The organism is Croceicoccus ponticola, assembly GCF_004004515.1.
GTDB classification, from domain to species: Bacteria; Pseudomonadota; Alphaproteobacteria; order Sphingomonadales; family Sphingomonadaceae; genus Croceicoccus; species Croceicoccus ponticola.
Genome location: NZ_RXOL01000001.1, coordinates 1,079,059 through 1,093,710 on the forward strand (window position 1 = coordinate 1,079,059; position 14,652 = coordinate 1,093,710).

Annotated in this window: 20 protein-coding genes and 1 pseudogene; 3 read left to right on the plus strand and 18 right to left on the minus strand. The window is 62.9% G+C overall.

Features of this window, described 5'->3' with window-relative positions:
* The first annotated feature begins 34 nt into the window (after positions 1–34).
* Complete coding sequence (ygfZ, locus tag EKN06_RS05150) at positions 35–796, plus strand: CAF17-like 4Fe-4S cluster assembly/insertion protein YgfZ (RefSeq protein ID WP_127611741.1); 762 nt, start codon at positions 35–37, stop codon at positions 794–796.
* 16 nt (positions 797–812) lie between these two features.
* Here the strand turns inward: ygfZ and EKN06_RS05155 are convergent, their stop codons facing one another.
* On the minus strand, positions 813–1,409 hold the full coding sequence (locus tag EKN06_RS05155) for a TetR/AcrR family transcriptional regulator (protein ID WP_127611742.1): 597 nt from the start codon (positions 1,407–1,409) through the stop codon (positions 813–815).
* A 94-nt stretch (positions 1,410–1,503) separates the two neighbouring features.
* On the opposite strand from EKN06_RS05155, the gene EKN06_RS05160 reads away from it, so the two are divergent.
* The gene (locus EKN06_RS05160; protein ID WP_127611743.1) at positions 1,504–2,328 is read left to right on the plus strand and encodes a metal-dependent hydrolase; all 825 of its coding nucleotides are present in this window, start codon (positions 1,504–1,506) and stop codon (positions 2,326–2,328) included.
* Here EKN06_RS05160 and EKN06_RS05165 read toward each other — a convergent pair.
* The 3 genes and pseudogenes from EKN06_RS05165 to rplU all read right to left on the minus strand — a co-directional run.
* Positions 2,325–2,717: a hypothetical protein gene (locus EKN06_RS05165; RefSeq protein ID WP_127611744.1), complete on the minus strand. Its 393-nt coding sequence runs from the start codon at positions 2,715–2,717 to the stop codon at positions 2,325–2,327. The genes EKN06_RS05160 and EKN06_RS05165 overlap by 4 nt on opposite strands.
* 205 nt (positions 2,718–2,922) lie before the next feature.
* On the minus strand, positions 2,923–3,192 hold the full coding sequence (rpmA, locus tag EKN06_RS05170) for a 50S ribosomal protein L27 (protein ID WP_127611745.1): 270 nt from the start codon (positions 3,190–3,192) through the stop codon (positions 2,923–2,925).
* Positions 3,193–3,227: 35 nt separating this feature from the next.
* Positions 3,228–3,575 (minus strand): annotated as a pseudogene (gene rplU, locus EKN06_RS05175) (50S ribosomal protein L21); the annotation flags it as partial.
* Between the two features lie 264 nt (positions 3,576–3,839).
* On the opposite strand from rplU, the gene EKN06_RS05180 reads away from it, so the two are divergent.
* Complete coding sequence (locus tag EKN06_RS05180; RefSeq protein ID WP_127611747.1) at positions 3,840–4,382, plus strand: hypothetical protein; 543 nt, start codon at positions 3,840–3,842, stop codon at positions 4,380–4,382.
* A 1-nt stretch (position 4,383) separates the two neighbouring features.
* Here EKN06_RS05180 and EKN06_RS05185 read toward each other — a convergent pair whose 3' ends face one another.
* From EKN06_RS05185 to ctaD, 14 genes are all read right to left on the minus strand, one after another.
* Positions 4,384–4,842, minus strand: coding sequence for a molybdenum cofactor biosynthesis protein MoaE (locus EKN06_RS05185; protein ID WP_338068068.1), 459 nt, complete (start codon positions 4,840–4,842; stop codon positions 4,384–4,386).
* A 1-nt stretch (position 4,843) separates the two neighbouring features.
* Positions 4,844–5,089 (minus strand): MoaD/ThiS family protein, encoded by a 246-nt coding sequence (locus EKN06_RS05190; protein WP_127611749.1) that lies wholly within the window; start codon positions 5,087–5,089, stop codon positions 4,844–4,846.
* Between the two features lie 4 nt (positions 5,090–5,093).
* Positions 5,094–6,101 carry a GTP 3',8-cyclase MoaA gene (moaA, locus tag EKN06_RS05195; RefSeq protein WP_127612008.1) on the minus strand — a complete coding sequence of 336 codons (1,008 nt, stop codon included), beginning with the start codon at positions 6,099–6,101 and terminating at the stop codon, positions 5,094–5,096.
* An 18-nt stretch (positions 6,102–6,119) separates the two neighbouring features.
* Positions 6,120–6,443 (minus strand): Rossmann fold domain-containing protein, encoded by a 324-nt coding sequence (locus EKN06_RS05200; protein ID WP_240654606.1) that lies wholly within the window; start codon positions 6,441–6,443, stop codon positions 6,120–6,122.
* Positions 6,443–6,814 carry a dihydroneopterin aldolase gene (locus EKN06_RS05205; protein ID WP_127611750.1) on the minus strand — a complete coding sequence of 124 codons (372 nt, stop codon included), beginning with the start codon at positions 6,812–6,814 and terminating at the stop codon, positions 6,443–6,445. Before EKN06_RS05205 ends, EKN06_RS05200 begins: the two co-directional genes overlap by 1 nt.
* Positions 6,811–7,710, minus strand: a complete 900-nt coding sequence (locus tag EKN06_RS05210) for a class I SAM-dependent methyltransferase (RefSeq protein WP_127611751.1) — start codon at positions 7,708–7,710, stop codon at positions 6,811–6,813. The genes EKN06_RS05205 and EKN06_RS05210 overlap by 4 nt, the downstream gene beginning before the upstream one ends.
* Positions 7,711–7,723: 13 nt before the next feature.
* Positions 7,724–9,130 (minus strand): threonine synthase, encoded by a 1,407-nt coding sequence (gene thrC / locus EKN06_RS05215; protein ID WP_127611752.1) that lies wholly within the window; start codon positions 9,128–9,130, stop codon positions 7,724–7,726.
* 11 nt (positions 9,131–9,141) lie between these two features.
* A complete protein-coding gene (locus EKN06_RS05220; RefSeq protein WP_240654607.1) occupies positions 9,142–9,747 on the minus strand; it encodes an SURF1 family protein in 606 nt (201 codons plus the stop codon).
* Entirely contained in the window at positions 9,744–10,187 is a 444-nt protein-coding gene (locus EKN06_RS05225) for a DUF983 domain-containing protein (RefSeq protein ID WP_127611753.1), read from the minus strand. Before EKN06_RS05225 ends, EKN06_RS05220 begins: the two co-directional genes overlap by 4 nt.
* A complete protein-coding gene (locus tag EKN06_RS05230; protein WP_127611754.1) occupies positions 10,187–11,008 on the minus strand; it encodes a cytochrome c oxidase subunit 3 in 822 nt (273 codons plus the stop codon). Before EKN06_RS05230 ends, EKN06_RS05225 begins: the two co-directional genes overlap by 1 nt.
* Before the next feature lie 145 nt (positions 11,009–11,153).
* The gene (locus tag EKN06_RS05235) at positions 11,154–11,729 is read right to left on the minus strand and encodes a cytochrome c oxidase assembly protein (RefSeq protein WP_127611755.1); all 576 of its coding nucleotides are present in this window, start codon (positions 11,727–11,729) and stop codon (positions 11,154–11,156) included.
* Positions 11,726–11,890, minus strand: coding sequence for a hypothetical protein (locus tag EKN06_RS15590; protein ID WP_164843873.1), 165 nt, complete (start codon positions 11,888–11,890; stop codon positions 11,726–11,728). The genes EKN06_RS05235 and EKN06_RS15590 overlap by 4 nt, the downstream gene beginning before the upstream one ends.
* A complete protein-coding gene (locus tag EKN06_RS05240; protein WP_240654608.1) occupies positions 11,887–12,825 on the minus strand; it encodes a heme o synthase in 939 nt (312 codons plus the stop codon). The genes EKN06_RS15590 and EKN06_RS05240 overlap by 4 nt, the downstream gene beginning before the upstream one ends.
* A 120-nt stretch (positions 12,826–12,945) precedes the next feature.
* Positions 12,946–14,640, minus strand: a complete 1,695-nt coding sequence (gene ctaD, locus EKN06_RS05245) for a cytochrome c oxidase subunit I (protein WP_127611756.1) — start codon at positions 14,638–14,640, stop codon at positions 12,946–12,948.
* Between the last annotated feature and the right edge of the window lie 12 nt (positions 14,641–14,652).

The window sequence follows — 14,652 nt, forward strand, 5'->3', positions numbered from 1 at the left end:
AGGCCTCGGCGACGATTTTGGCAAAGGTGAGTTGATGACGAACAGCGCAGGCGGAACGCGGCTTTGCAAGCGGGCCATCATCCGCCTTTCGGGCGCGGCGGAAGGCAAAGGCGATGACGTCGCCGACTTCCTGCAAGGATTGGTCACCAATGACGTGACCGGCGCGCTGCCCGTCTGGACGGCGCTGCTGTCGCCCCAGGGAAAGGTGCTGTTCGATTTCTTCGTATGGCCCGCGCGCGATGCGATGCTGCTCGATTGCGAAAGTGAATTCGCGGAAGAACTCGTCAAGCGGCTGACGCTCTATCGCCTGCGTCGCAAGATCGAGATCGCCGTCGACAAAGGCGTCGCCGTGCACTGGACCGCGCATCGCGGCGACGGCGGGGCGGACGATCCGCGTCTTGCCGCTATCGGTCAACGCTGGCTTGCCCCTGTTGATGCGGCCCATTCGGACTGTGCGGATGCGGCCTATCTTGCCCATCGCCTGTCGCTCGGCGTGACCGAAGGGCGCGCGGAACTGGGCTATGACCGCACGCTATGGCTCGAATGCAACGCGGCGGAACTGCATGGCGTCAGTTTCAAGAAGGGCTGCTACATCGGGCAGGAAAACACCGCCCGGATGAATTGGCGGCAAAAAGTGAACCGGAGGCTGGTGGTCGTGCCGCTGGGCAATTCGTCGGAGGATCGCCGCCGTGCCGCCTATCCCGATCTCGACATCGCGGTGGATCAGGTGCGCATCGCCGATGTCGATCTCGATATTTTCCCGTGCTGGCTCGCCCCCGCCCTGCGCACCGAATAATGTCTGATGTACCGGGTCAGCCCGCCACAGTCTCCCCTTCGCCGCGTGGCAAAAGCGCCCGAAGCTGACGCGCGGCAAGCTCGCGCGCATGGCCGAACGGCAGATCGAGCGACGCCGCAAGTGTCCGACCGATCGTCGCCTCGCCCAAGGCTTGGAGGACCAGCATCATCGTGACTTCGCGGACGCGCTGCCAATCTTCGCCCTCCGGCCCGATTTCATCGACCAGCGTGTGGATCGCGTCAAAAATGGGATCCAGCGCATCCTCATTGCCGGACAGCGTCATCCACGCGGAAAGCGCCCCGGCACCCTCGCTGTCGAAAGCGTCGAAAACAAGGTCGACGACGTCGCGCGCCGTGCCCAATCCGGCCCGGCGTGCGGCCACCGCCTCTGCGATCGTTGCGCAAACCGTCTGGGCAAGATGCCCGGCAAGCGCTTTCTGCAACCCGGCCGCACTGCCGAAATGATGCAGCAGGTTCGAATGCGTCCGACCGACCTGTGCGGCTACGGCCTTCAACGTCACCGCCTGCGGACCAGCCTCGATCAGCAATTCGCGCGCGGCTTGCAGCGCCATCTGGCGGCTGTCAGCGGGGCTCAAACGCTTCCTTGTTGACATCAATGTTAGCTACCTCCACCATCCCCGGAATATGGCGCGTAGCACAAACAAACTCGCTTCGACAGGTGCGCTGCATCCCCAAACAGGCGCAAAAATGCCTCTTCGCGCAATAACCGTTCGCGATGTGCGTTTTGCGCGAAACCAGTCGACCGCGCGCTGGTGGCTAGGCGGTGATCCCTTCGCCACGGCCATCTTCAATTCCCTGTCGATCAGCTTCCCTCGCGGAGAGGCATACTTTGTCGAATCGGTGCGCTTTTTCCGTGACGGAACGGTCGAGCCACTGACCAGCGAAATTCGCGACTTCATCTCGCAGGAAATCAATCACAGCCGCGAGCACCTCGCCTTCAACCGCACCGTCGCGCAGTCGGGCTACGACACCGCAGTGCTGGAAGATGTCGTGAAGAGGGTGCTCGATGACGCCCGCGCGCGAAAGCCCATCGTCAGCCTTGCCGTGACAATGGCGCTCGAACACTTCACCGCAATGTTCGCCCATCAGTTGCTGGCCGACCCGTCGATCCTTGCCGGCGCCGATCCCGAACTCGCCGAGCTGTGGCGTTGGCACGCGATCGAGGAAATCGAGCACAAGGCCGTGGCCTACGACACCTACCTCAGCGCGACGCGGGACTGGCCGCGTTTCCGCCGATGGAAATTGAAGGCGCTGCTCATGTTGCTGACGACGCGCAACTTCCTGCGACTGCGTTATGGCGGCGCGGTCGAGCTCCTGCGCCAGGACGGCATCACCGGATGGCGGGCACACTGGGGCCTGCTGCGCTATGCGTTCGTGTCGCCGGGCATGGTTCGGCGCATCATCCCGGCGTGGATCGCCTATTTCCTTCCCGGCTTCCACCCATGGAACCATGACGACAGAGCCCTGATCGCCAAGGCTCTTAGTCAAAAGATCCTAGCCAAAGATTCCTAGGCTGCGATCAGCGGACGCATTTCGGGCATCGCCCCCCTGTCGGAAAGCGACGGGAGGCTGGTGGTCAGCTGAGCCAAGGCGTCTTCCGATTCCGCGAACAGACCCAGATGACGCCAAGGCGGCGCGAGCCAGACCTGAGCCTCCCACACACGCCGCAGCGGATGCAGCAGCGCCGTCCCGATCAGCTTTGCACCATAAGCAAATGGCCCAGTGACGGCTGGTCCAGATACGGCTGGCCCAGTTACGGCCGGCAGGGTGATGACAAGCCCGTAACCGATCGCTCCCACGCGCAGTGGATCGTGCCGCGTCGGGACGGCAATCCGCGACAGCGCCGCGCGATCTTCCGGCCAGGCCGGGCGTATGAACAAGTTCTCGCTACGAATGAACATGGCTGCTCAATCCCTTCAGGCGCGGCATGGATGCCACGCGCGCGTTGCATATTCGTGGCAAGCCGGCCCTTTTCGAACCGGCTGCCAAGTGCAGGGAGAGCAAATGAAAAAGGGAGACGGGCTATGGGCCCCTCTCCCTTTGCGGCCGGTCCGTCAAAGAACCGGCGGGGCCATCCCGTTAGGATGGCCCGTAATCGACCATCCGTTACTCGGCGGCTTCCGCCATCGCTTCGACCGATACGAACTTGCGGCCGAGCTTGCCCTGATGGAAGCGGACCTGTCCTTCGGTGAGTGCGAACAGCGTGTGATCGCGGCCAATGCCGACATTGCTGCCGGGATAGAACTTCGTACCGCGCTGGCGGACGAGGATATTGCCGCCGATGACAGCTTCGCCACCGAACTTCTTCACGCCAAGGCGACGGCCGGCCGAATCGCGACCGTTACGCGATGAACCGCCTGCTTTTTTATGTGCCATGGTTTAATGCTCCGAATTCGTGTTGGCGGCGATCAGGCCGCGTCTTCAGTCTTTTCATCGGCCTTCTTCGCGGCGGCCTTCTTGGCGGCGCCGACCGAAGTGATGCGCAGCAGCGTCAGCTGCTGGCGATGGCCGTTCTTGCGACGATAGTTGTGGCGGCGACGCTTTTTGAAAACGATCACCTTTTCCGACTTCGCCTGCGCGATGATCTCTGCCGAGACGATCACTTTGGATGCGTCTTCAAGCGTTTCGCCTTCGCCGGCGAGCAGGATGTCGCCCAGCGTGATCGTGTCGCCGGCTTCACCCGCCAGCTTCTCGACCGCGATCTTGTCTCCTGCGGCAACGCGATACTGCTTGCCACCCGTGCGCACGATTGCGAACATTTTCTTCAAACCCGTTATCTGCGCCCGTTCCATGAGATTTGGAGGACCGGACCAATTGCCGTTCCCGCAGATGCCATGTCTGGGGCGATGAACCGGTCGCCGCGCAATTGCCACGCCACGAGCCGGATTGAGCGCTGCCCGTTAATCGAGAAGGTCAGCCCTGTCAACGCGGGATTGGGGGATTTGTCCCCATAACGCCCACTTCCGGCGACGAAACAAAGGTGGGTGCTGGCGGGCGCAAATCAACCTGCTATGGGAGGCGGGATGCTGAACGATTTCAACTCCCACCTGTCCCGCGCGCTGGTTACCGCCCTTACCATGGCCGTACTTTCGGGATGTGCCGCCGATACGACGAAATATCCTTCGCTCGCCCGGCGCGACGCAGAACGGATGACCGGCGGTGCCGCCGTGGCAGAGCCGACCGAAACAGCACCTGCCACACCTGCGCCGCCGCCCGCCGACCTGCCGGGCAAACTGGCTGCCATCGAACGTGCCGCCAATTCGTCGCACGAGACGTTCCTGTCGCGCGAAGCCGTCGCCCGCAGCCGCGCACGTGCCGCGGCGGGATCGGCACCGGGCACATTGTCATGGTCCGACGCAGAAGTTGCCCTATCCAGCCTCGAATCGGCGCGCAGCGATACGATGTTCTCGCTGGCCGATCTCGATTCGCTGCTGGCGACCGGCGCGGTTTCGCAAGCCGATACCGGCATTCCGGCGGGCCTTCCTGCAATCGCGGCCTCGCGCGAGCGGGTCGCAGCGCTGGTGGCGGCCGAAGATGTCGTGCTGGCGCAATTGCGCGGGCTTTAGTTCAGGGTACGTCCTGCCAGCGGGTCAGGTCGGCATGGTCGCTGTCGCGCGGTTCGATCCAGCGCCAGCCTTCGCCGGTTTTTTCCCGTTTCCAGAACCACGCGCTGCTTTTCAGGTGATCCATCAGGAAATCCGCCGATGCGAAAGCATCGCGGCGATGTTTCGCGGCACAGGCGACCAGCACGATCGGATCGCCCGGCATCATTACTCCGACGCGGTGGACTACCAGCACCGCCATCAACGGCCAGTGCGATTCGGCCCGCACGACAAGCTGTTCCATGCCCGGCAAAGTGAGCGGTGCGAAATGGCGAAGTTCCAGCGCCTCTACCGCGTCGCCGGGTTCCTGGCGCACTTGGCCCAGAAAGCTGACGATACCGCCCGCGCTTTCGCGGCCATTGGCAAAATCCGCCAATTCGGCGTGCGGATCGAACGCCCCGCCGGCAATGCGCACCCGGCGCAAGTTAGCCCCCGCTGACGGGAGGGAGGAAAGCGAGCTCGTCACCGTCGCCGGCCATGACCTCACCCGGCGCGACAAGGTTGCCATTAAGCGCCATGCGAATTTTCGCGCCGACCAGTGCGACCGCCAGTTCAGGCTCCAGCCGTTCGGCGATCGCGGCGAGCGTCAGCGGTTCCGCGACATCCAACGCGATTTCGCCCGCGCCCGCGACATCCTCCAGCGGTCCCAAGAACAGCAGCAGCAAGGCCATCGAATCAGCCGCCCGTCACCGACATGTGTCGGGCAAGCGCAGGAGCCTCGCCCTTTTCGCGAATCGCGAAGTTGTGCCGATGGGGCTTTATCGTCATCGCCTCGGTCAGCGCGGCATGCAGCGCCGCATCGGGATCATCGGACCGCACGGCGGCGCGCAAGTCCACCTGCTCCCGCCCGCCGAGGCAAGCGTACAGTTGCCCGGTCGTGGTCACCCGGACCCGATTGCAGCTGTCGCAGAAATTGTTCGTCAATGGCGTGATGAGGCCGAGCCGCCCGCCCGTCTCCTCCACTGTCACATACCGCGCCGGGCCGCCCGACCGGTGCGCATCGTCGCGCAGCGTCCAGCGCCGTTCCAGCGTTTCACGCACTTGGGTGAGTGGCAGGTAATGATCGACCCGTTCGCCATCGACCTCGCCCAACGGCATGACCTCGATCAGCGTCAGTTCGTGCCCTTCGCCATGCGCCCAGGCGATGACGTCGGCGATCTCGCCTTCGTTCACGCCCTTCAGCGCAACGGTGTTGATCTTGACCGCAAGGCCCGCCGCCTTGGCCGCCGCGATGCCGTTCAGCACTTGCGAAAACCGGTCGCGGCGCGACAGTTCGGCAAACCGTTCGGCGTCCAGCGTGTCGAGCGAGACGTTCACTCGCCGCACGCCCGCTTCGAACAGGTCTTCGGCAAATTCGTCAAGCCGGGTGCCGTTGGTCGTCAGCGTCAGTTCGTCCAGCCCGTCGCCCACCTTGCGGCCCAGCGCGCGAACAAGGTCGATCATGTCCCGCCGCACCAGTGGTTCGCCGCCGGTCAGTCGGATCTTGGTCACGCCGCGCGCGATGAAGGCAAGCGCGACCTTGTGAAGTTCTTCAAGCGAGAGCACTTCTGCCCGCGGCAGGAACTGCATCTTTTCCGGCATGCAATATTGGCAACGCAAATCGCACCGGTCCGTCACCGAAAGGCGCAGATACGTGATGCGGCGTTGAAAACCGTCGATCAAAGGTGAATTGCCGGAAACCATCACGTTCGAAATGACAGATCATCCGGCAATGAGCAATTGCCCTGTGATGCCTTCGTTGCCCGCAAGGAAGCTGATCGTCGCTGCAATCGCGGTTTCGTCCGGCTCAGTTCCAGCTGGAGCAACCGCATTTATCCGCAGCGGCGCATATTTGCGAGCCAGCGCGGCGATCGCTTCGTTGCGCCAGCGGTGCGGTTTACCCTCCGCATGATCGAAACGGACAACGATCGATTCGCCATCAACCAACGCGGCTTCGATCTGCGGCAATATTTTTGTGTGAAAGCGGGCCGCGGCGGCAAGCGGTTCTGCGCCGCGCATTTGCGCCTGAATGACCCGCCCCGTCATCAGCGGCGGTTCCGCACCAACGTCATGCCGATCTTCTCGTCCGCTTCGGCAATAGCCAGCTTGACGATCTTGACGGTGACCTTGCGAACGCGCTCATCCTGTAGAAACAGCGTTTCGCAGATGTGTTCGCCGACCGCTTCGATCAGTTTGAAATGCACGCCCGGTGGCAGCGCGTCAGTGGCCGCGAATTTCAGGTCCATGTAGTTCTTGCTGGCGCCAAGCGGCGTGTCGGGGTCGAACCGTTCGACCATCGCGAGATCGACTGCGATGGATATCCGCAACGGCTGCGGCTTACCGGTTTCTTCGGAATAGATTCCGGTCAGAACGTCAACGACGAGATCGTCGATCTCAAGCGTCAGGCTGTCGGTCATTGCTGGCCCTCGTCGTTGACCCAGCGCGCAAAGATCGCGGTAGGGAGGATGCGGGACCCATCGCCGGATTCGCGCACGGCGAGCTCACCATGTTCGATCCGGCCGGGCAGCCCGTCGAATTTTTCGGCGAGCAGGCCTGCAAGCGCGAGCGAGCTCATCCGCACGGCATAGGCGGTCAGGAACAGAAACCGCGAATCGGCGTCGAGCAATTGGCGGCAATCGGTGACGAGGCCGGGCAAGGCATCCTCCAGCCGCCACACCTCTCCCGTCGGGCCGCGCCCGAATTTCGGAGGGTCAAGGATAATGCCGTCATACCGTCGCTCGCGCCGCACTTCGCGCGCCGTGAATTTGACCGCATCGTCGACCAGCCACCGGATCGGCGCGTCCGACATGCCCGACAGCGCCGCGTTCTCGCGCGCCTGCGCCACCGATTTCTTGCTCGCGTCGACATGTGCGACGCGGCCCCTGCGGGCAAGGCTGAGCGAACCGACGCCGGTATAGCCGAACAGGTTTAGGCAGAGCGGATCGTCCAACCCATCAAGCTGTGCGTCCATCCAGTCCCACACCGGGGCCATGTCCGGAAAGAAGCCGAGATGCCGGAACGGCGTGCACTGCGCGGTGAAATTGACCCCGCGCCAGCTGAGCGGCCAGCCGTCGCGCGGGACATTGCCGATGAAATGCCAGCGCCCGCCGCCATCTTCATCGCTGGCGGGGATGAATTCGCCGTCAGCATCCCACTGCGCGATGCGCGGCGTCCACATCGCCTGCGGTTCGGGGCGAATGAAGCGATATGGTCCATACGATTCGAGCTTGCGGCCATCGCCGCTGTCGAGCAGGCGATAACCGTCCCAGCCCTCTCCGGTCAGGAGCGTCGGGATTTCGACCAGTTCCGCCATCAGCGCGGCCCCGTCATGACGGGCTGGCGGTGGCCCGCTCGGCAACGAAGGCAGCCACGGCTTCGTATGTGCCGGGCAGTTCTTCGTAACGTTCCTCACGCTCAAGCAAGTCGCCGATACGCGGCGGCAGCGCAGGGGTCTGGCCGATCGCCTTTTCCACTGCCGGCCCAAACTTCGCGGGATGCGCCGTGGCCAGCGTCACCATCGGCACGCCCGCGGGAAGCTTGGTGGCCAGTGCCGCGTGCAGGCCGATGCCGGTATGCGGATCGATCACCTCGCCGCAATTTTCCCATGCCCATCGCATCGCCGCCGCGGTCTGGTCCGCATCGGCGCGTTCGGACGAGAACAGCGCCGCCGCCCCGTCACGCTGCGCATTGGTCAGCTGCATCGCCCGGGTCGTTTCGAACCCGCGCATCTGGTCTGCCAGGGCGATCCCGTCGCGCCCGCCGGCATCGAACAACAAGCGCTCGAAGTTCGACGAAACCTGAATGTCCATCGACGGGGCATCGGTCGGCGTGACGCCGTGGGCGGAATAATCGCCGCTGGAAAGCGCGCGGTGCAGGATGTCGTTGATGTTGGTCGCCACGACAAGGCGTTCGATCGGCAGCCCCATTTTTGCTGCGACGTACCCGGCGAAGACGTCACCGAAATTGCCGGTCGGCACACTGAACGCGACTTTGCGATAGGGCGCGCCCAGCTGAACCGCAGCGGCGAAATAATACACCACCTGCGCCATCAGCCGCGCCCAGTTGATCGAATTCACCGCGCTTATCCGGAACCGCCCAGTCATCTCCGTATCGCCGAACATGCGCTTCACCATCGCCTGCGCATCGTCGAAACTGGCGTCGCAGATGGCGATGTTGTGGACGTTAGGCGCGATCATGCTGGTCATCTGGCGACGCTGCACTTCGGACACCCGGCCCTTTGGGTGCAGCATGAAGATATCGATCTTCGCCCGCCCCGCCACCGCGTCGATCGCGGCGGAACCGGTATCGCCGCTGGTCGCGCCGACGATCGTCAGATGCTGTTCGCTGTCCTTCAGGAATTCCTCGAACAACAGGCCGAGCAACTGGAGCGCGACATCCTTGAACGCCAGCGTCGGCCCATGGAACAATTCAAGCAGCCACTGCGTCTCGTCGAATTGCTTCAACGGGGTAACCGCCTTGTGGGCAAAGGTGCCATAGGCCTGCGTCGTCAGTTCCAGCAGCCGTTCGGGCGCGATGCAGTTTCCGACAAACGGCTGCATGACCCGCGCCGCGAGTTGCGCATAGGGCAGACCCGCCATCGCGGCGATTTTATCCTTGGCGAACGTCGGCCATGCGCGCGGCACGTAAAGCCCGCCGTCACTAGCCAACCCGGCCAGCGTGGCGCCACGAAAATCGAGCGCTGGCGCGCTACCCCTGGTCGAAACATATTCCATGGGCCGCGCGCCTACCCCTGCTCGCCCCGCTGCGCAAGCCGCCGCTTTAGCGCGAGGCCATAGATTACCAGCGCCGTGGCCGCGAAGAAGAACCACTGGAAAGCATATGCCAAATGGTTGTTGGGAATTTCCGCGGGATTGGGCGCGCCCATCGCGGCAAGCCCGGCCAGCGGCGGATCGGCGATCAGGCGAACACCGCCCTCACCGAGCGGTGCGATCGTACCGGCAACTTTGTCGCCTGCCCACTCGCGCGGGGCGGGATCGAGCGTCCAGCCCAATACCACTTCGGCCTCGCCGCCATCGACCGCGCAACGTGCCGTCAGCGCCCATCCGGCCTGTCCGTCCGCGCTGCGACCGCTTACCGCGCCGGTGGACAGCACGTTACGGCAGTCGAGGGCGCTACGGCGATAGAGCCAGCGGTGCGGATCGGAATCCGCCAGCGGAAAGGCCACGGGTTCGGTCGACCGCGCCGCTTGAGCATAACGGTCGAGAAGCGCTTCCTTCCACTGGAGCCGTTCCAACTGCCAGATGCCCAGACCGATCATCGTCGCGACGGCGGCCAGCACGACGATGGTCGCAAAGACGGGGATGCGCCCGAACTGGCGAATGTTGCTCACGATTCGCTTTCGTCAGCCTCATGCCGGGCGGGTTCGACATCGCGGCTTCCCGCCTCGCGTGCGTCACGCCGAAATTCGACGACCATCAGCGCACCCTTGGCGACACGCAGGCCATAGACGACCATGATTGCCGTCAACGGCACCCAGATTATTGCATGGACCCAGAACGGAGGGTGGAAAGCCTGATCAAAGACGATGGCGGCCACCGCCAGCACGGTGCCGATGGCCAGCGTCAGGAACGCGGCGGGACCGTCGCCGACATTGAAACTCGCGTAATCGAGCCCGCACTTGCCGCATGTGTCGGCAAAGTTGACGAGGCCCGAAAACATCGTGCGAGCGCCGCAGCGCGGGCATTCGCCCAGCGCTGCGGATTTCATCACCGAAGACGCAGCGGGGACCGGCGGTTCATCCGGCAACCCGCTGTCGTGCAAATTGTTCATCAGTGAACCGGAGCGCCTGCACCGCCCCAGATGTATACCGAGACGAAGAGGAACAGCCACACGACGTCGACGAAGTGCCAATACCAGGCGGCCGCTTCGAAGCCGAAGTGCTGCTTGGGCGTGAAGTGGCCCTTGTAAGCGCGCACGAGGCAGACGATCAGCATGATCGTGCCAACGATGACGTGGAAGCCGTGGAAACCGGTCGCCATGTAGAACACCGAGCCGTACGTGTTCTGACCGAACACGAAAGGCGCGTGGGCATATTCGTAGGCCTGGATCGCGCTGAAGATCAGGCCCAGGATAATGGTCGCCCACAGGCCCTTTTTCAGGCCGTCACGGTCGCCATGGATCAGCGAGTGGTGCGCCCAGGTGACGGTCGTGCCCGAGCAAAGCAGGATCAGCGTGTTGAGAAGCGGCAGGTCCCAAGGGTCCATCACCGCTTCAATCGCCTTGGGCGGCCACTGACCCCCGACCACGTCGGTCAGGGCCGACGGGAACAGCGAAAAGTCGAAAAACGCCCAGAACCAGCCGACGAAGAACATCACTTCCGAAGCGATGAACAGGATCATGCCGTAACGCTGGTGAAGTTGCACCACCGGGGTGTGCGAACCTTCGTGCGCTTCCTTCACTATGTTGCCGAACCAGTTGTACATCGCGATCAGCACGCCAAGCAGGCCCGCGATCAGCAGATATTCGCCAAAGCGATATTCATGCATGAACAGCGCAAGACCCGAGGTCATCACCAGCGCGCTGAACGAGAGGATGAACGGCCAGGGATCCGTCGGCAGGATATGATAGTCGTGGTTCTTGGTGCCGGCCATTTCGTGTCTTCCCCTGAAAATTCAGCCTTGGTGCACAGCGAAGGCATGGCTTCGCCCGGATGGTTGAGCGCGGCCTTTAACCCCGCCTGCGCGGGCGGTCCAGAGCCTTTGAGCGGGTTTTACGCCCAAATTGCCCGAAACACCCTTAGCCCTTCGTGCTTTCGTAAAATGTGTAGCTCAATGTGATCTGTTCGATGTCGGCGGTGTCGGGATCGTCGATGATCGCCGGGTCGACGTAGAACAACACGGGCATACGCACTTCTTCGCCGGGCTGCAGCGTCTGTTCGGTGAAACAGAAACATTGGACCTTGGTAAAATATATGCCTGCCTGCACCGGCGTCACGTTGAACGTGGCGGTCCCGGTAATCGGGCGGTTCGAATTGTTCTTCGCGAGGAACGTCGCCATGTCGCGCGCGCCGATCGTCACCGTCTCTGTCGCGCGTTCGGGCCGGAAATCCCAGGCAAGGCCCGGCGCTGTATTGGCATCGAAGCGAATCGACATCTGTTTGTCGGTGATGGCGACGGCATTGGCCTGCGCTGCGTCGACCCGCTGCGTCGTGCCGTTGAGCCCGGTTACCTGACAGAACATGCGATAGAGCGGGACCGAGGCGTACCCCAGCCCCAACATGGCAAGAGCGATGCCCAGTGCGGAAAGTCCTACTTTTGCATTGCTCTTGGGCGTGTTGCTGTCAGAGGGCGTAGCGAAATTGGCGGAGGTCATTTCGCCTGCTCCGCGGCGGCGGCGGCCCGCGTTTCCGCGTCGGGAAAGCGCACGATGGTCAGCGCGAAGAACAGCACCACCAAGCCGACCAGAACGAGGCCCAGCGCCTTGTTCCGCGACCTCTGGCTGGCCTGCAGCTTTTCCTGTTCTTCGGGCGTCATGCGATCCATCCTGCGTTAGCGGCGAACCTGTCGACGACGAGCACGCCGAACAGGGCAAAAAGATAGAGTATCGAAAAAGCGAACAGCCGCTTTTCAGGCTTCATCGCATCGTCAACCGCGCTGGTTCGCAAGCCGACGGGCAGCGAAAAGCCGACGAAGGCCAGCGAAAGCGCGATCGCGCTGATGCCGTAGATCACGCCGGCTCCGCCGAGGAACCAGGGCGCCAGCGCCACCGGGGTCAGCAGGATTGCGTAGATCAGGATCTGGCGGCGCGTGGAGGTTTCGCCGGCGACGACCGGCATCATCGGGATGCCGACGGCGGCGTAATCCGTCTTAACGAACAGTGCGAGCGCCCAGAAGTGCGGCGGGGTCCACATGAAGATGATCGCGAACAGCACGATGGGCATCAAGGTCACTTCCTGCGTGACCGCGATCCAGCCGATCAATGGCGGAAACGCCCCTGCCCCGCCGCCGACGACGATGTTTTGCGGCGTGCGCGGTTTGAGCCAGATCGTGTAGACGACCGCGTAGTACACAATCGAGATCGCCAGCAGCGCCGCGCTGAGCCAGCCAGCCGCCAACCCCATGATCATGACCGACCCAGCCGAAAGGGCGATGCCGAAGTCGCGCGCGTTGGTCCGGTTGATGCGACCCGCGGGAATCGGGCGCTGCGCGGTGCGCTTCATCCCTGCATCGATTTCGGATTCGTACCACTGGTTAAGCGCAGCGGCCCCGCCTGCGCCGACAGCAATGCACAAGATCACGGCGAATCCGATCACGGGATTGATGTGGCCCGGTGCCGCCAACAGCCCGCACAGGCCGGTGAAAACCACCAGCGACATCACGCGCGGCTTCGTCAGCGCGAGAAAGTCGCGCCATTCGGTCGGCAGTGCAACGGAATGATCGGCGGTGATCATCGGCGTCCTATGAACCATGCGGCCCCGCGTTTGAAGGGCCGAATTGCGAAGCCGCGAAATGCGGAACATCGCTTCAAGCAGAACGCCCCGGGAATGGTCCCGGGGCGTTCGTCTTTGTGCGTCTGATGCCCGGCGCGCTTAGTGAGCGGCCTTGTCGTCGATGACAGGCAGGGTTTCGAACTGGTGGAACGGCGGAGGGCTGGACAGCGTCCATTCCAGCGTCGTGGCACCTTCGCCCCAGTAGTTGGGAGCAGCCTTCTTGCCCGCGACCAGCGAGTAGATGACGTTAACGAAGAAGATCAGCATCGAGACCGACATGATCATGTAGCCATCGGTCGCAACCTTGTTCCACAGCTCGAACGCCGGAGTGTAGTCAGGGTAGCGGCGCGGCATTCCCTGCATGCCCAGGAAGTGCATCGGGAAGAACAGCGTGTTCACGCCCACGAAGAAGAACACAAACTGCAGCTTGGCGAGGAATTCGCTGTGCATTTTGCCGAACATCTTCGGGAACCAGTACCACCAGCCGGCAAACAGCGCGGTGACCGCACCCAGCGACAAGACGTAGTGGAAGTGCGCCACCACGTAGTACGTATCGTGAAGGTTGTCGTCGATGCCGCCGTTGGCCAGCACGACGCCGGTGACGCCGCCCACGGTGAACAGGAAGATGAAGCCCAGCGCCCACCACATCGGCGACTTGAATTCGAGGCTACCGCCCCACATCGTCGCGATCCACGAGAAGATCTTGATGCCGGTCGGGACCGCGATGACCATCGTGGCGGCCGTGAAGTACATCTTTTCGTTAACCGACAGCCCGACCGTGTACATGTGGTGAGCCCACACGATGAAGCCGACGACGCCGATCGCGACCATGGCATAAGCCATGCCGAGATAGCCGAAAACGGGCTTCTTGCTGAAGGTCGACACGATCTGAGACACGATGCCGAAGCCCGGCAGGATCATGATGTAAACTTCGGGGTGACCGAAAAACCAGAACAGATGCTGGTAAAGGATCGGGTCGCCACCACCGGCAGGATCGAAGAACGTCGTGCCGAAGTTGCGATCGGTCAGGAGCATCGTAATCGCGGCGGCCAGCACAGGAAGGGCGAGCAACAGCAGGAACGCAGTGACCAGCACCGACCACACGAACAGCGGCATCTTGTGCAGGGTCATACCCGGCGCGCGCATGTTGAAGATGGTGGTGATGAAGTTGATCGCGCCCATGATCGAGGCGGCACCTGCAAGGTGCAACGAGAAGATCGCAAAGTCGACCGCCGGCCCGGGTGAGCCCGAAGTCGACAGCGGAGCATAAACGGTCCAGCCGGTGCCTGCGCCCATGCCCGTGCCGCCCGGCATGAACGCCGAGGTCATGAGCGAGATGAAGGCAAAGAAAGTCAGCCAGAACGAGATGTTGTTCATCCGCGGGAACGCCATGTCGGGCGCGCCGATCATGAGCGGAACGAACCAGTTGCCGAAACCGCCGATGACCGCGGGCATGACCATGAAGAAGACCATGATCAGGCCGTGCGCCGAGATCAGGACGTTCCACAGGTGCAGCGTTTCGTCGAAATTCGCCCCGTTGCCACCAAGGAAGCTTGTCCACCAGCTGAGATACTGGATCCCGGGTGCGGCGAGTTCGGCGCGCATGATGCCTGACACCGCGCCGCCGATGACACCGGCGAAGATCGCGAAGATCAGGTAAAGCGTGCCGATATCCTTGTGGTTCGTCGACATGAACCAGCGCTGGAAGAACGGCGGCTTGTGATCGGCATGGCTATGCAGATCGTGCGCGTCGTCGTGAACCGGCAGGGTTTCGGGAGTTGCGGTAGTTGCCATGGTCTTGCCCTA

What these genes read in the sequence shown, in the direction of transcription:
- EKN06_RS05180 (WP_127611747.1), top strand. Translation starts at nt 3,840, where the DNA reads ATGCTGAACGATTTCAACTCCCACCTGTCCCGCGCGCTGGTTACCGCC.
- EKN06_RS05190 (WP_127611749.1), bottom strand. Translation starts at nt 5,089, where the DNA reads ATGGCCTTGCTGCTGCTGTTCTTGGGACCGCTGGAGGATGTCGCGGGC.
- EKN06_RS15590 (WP_164843873.1), bottom strand. Translation starts at nt 11,890, where the DNA reads ATGACGCCCGAAGAACAGGAAAAGCTGCAGGCCAGCCAGAGGTCGCGG.
- EKN06_RS05155 (WP_127611742.1), bottom strand. Translation starts at nt 1,409, where the DNA reads ATGTCAACAAGGAAGCGTTTGAGCCCCGCTGACAGCCGCCAGATGGCG.
- EKN06_RS05225 (WP_127611753.1), bottom strand. Translation starts at nt 10,187, where the DNA reads ATGAACAATTTGCACGACAGCGGGTTGCCGGATGAACCGCCGGTCCCC.
- moaA (WP_127612008.1), bottom strand. Translation starts at nt 6,101, where the DNA reads ATGGTTTCCGGCAATTCACCTTTGATCGACGGTTTTCAACGCCGCATC.
- EKN06_RS05210 (WP_127611751.1), bottom strand. Translation starts at nt 7,710, where the DNA reads ATGGCGGAACTGGTCGAAATCCCGACGCTCCTGACCGGAGAGGGCTGG.
- EKN06_RS05160 (WP_127611743.1), top strand. Translation starts at nt 1,504, where the DNA reads ATGCCTCTTCGCGCAATAACCGTTCGCGATGTGCGTTTTGCGCGAAAC.
- EKN06_RS05165 (WP_127611744.1), bottom strand. Translation starts at nt 2,717, where the DNA reads ATGTTCATTCGTAGCGAGAACTTGTTCATACGCCCGGCCTGGCCGGAA.
- EKN06_RS05230 (WP_127611754.1), bottom strand. Translation starts at nt 11,008, where the DNA reads ATGGCCGGCACCAAGAACCACGACTATCATATCCTGCCGACGGATCCC.
- EKN06_RS05200 (WP_240654606.1), bottom strand. Translation starts at nt 6,443, where the DNA reads ATGACGGGGCGGGTCATTCAGGCGCAAATGCGCGGCGCAGAACCGCTT.
- thrC (WP_127611752.1), bottom strand. Translation starts at nt 9,130, where the DNA reads ATGGAATATGTTTCGACCAGGGGTAGCGCGCCAGCGCTCGATTTTCGT.
- EKN06_RS05240 (WP_240654608.1), bottom strand. Translation starts at nt 12,825, where the DNA reads ATGGTTCATAGGACGCCGATGATCACCGCCGATCATTCCGTTGCACTG.
- ctaD (WP_127611756.1), bottom strand. Translation starts at nt 14,640, where the DNA reads ATGGCAACTACCGCAACTCCCGAAACCCTGCCGGTTCACGACGACGCG.
- EKN06_RS05235 (WP_127611755.1), bottom strand. Translation starts at nt 11,729, where the DNA reads ATGACCTCCGCCAATTTCGCTACGCCCTCTGACAGCAACACGCCCAAG.
- rpmA (WP_127611745.1), bottom strand. Translation starts at nt 3,192, where the DNA reads ATGGCACATAAAAAAGCAGGCGGTTCATCGCGTAACGGTCGCGATTCG.
- ygfZ (WP_127611741.1), top strand. Translation starts at nt 35, where the DNA reads ATGACGAACAGCGCAGGCGGAACGCGGCTTTGCAAGCGGGCCATCATC.
- EKN06_RS05205 (WP_127611750.1), bottom strand. Translation starts at nt 6,814, where the DNA reads ATGACCGACAGCCTGACGCTTGAGATCGACGATCTCGTCGTTGACGTT.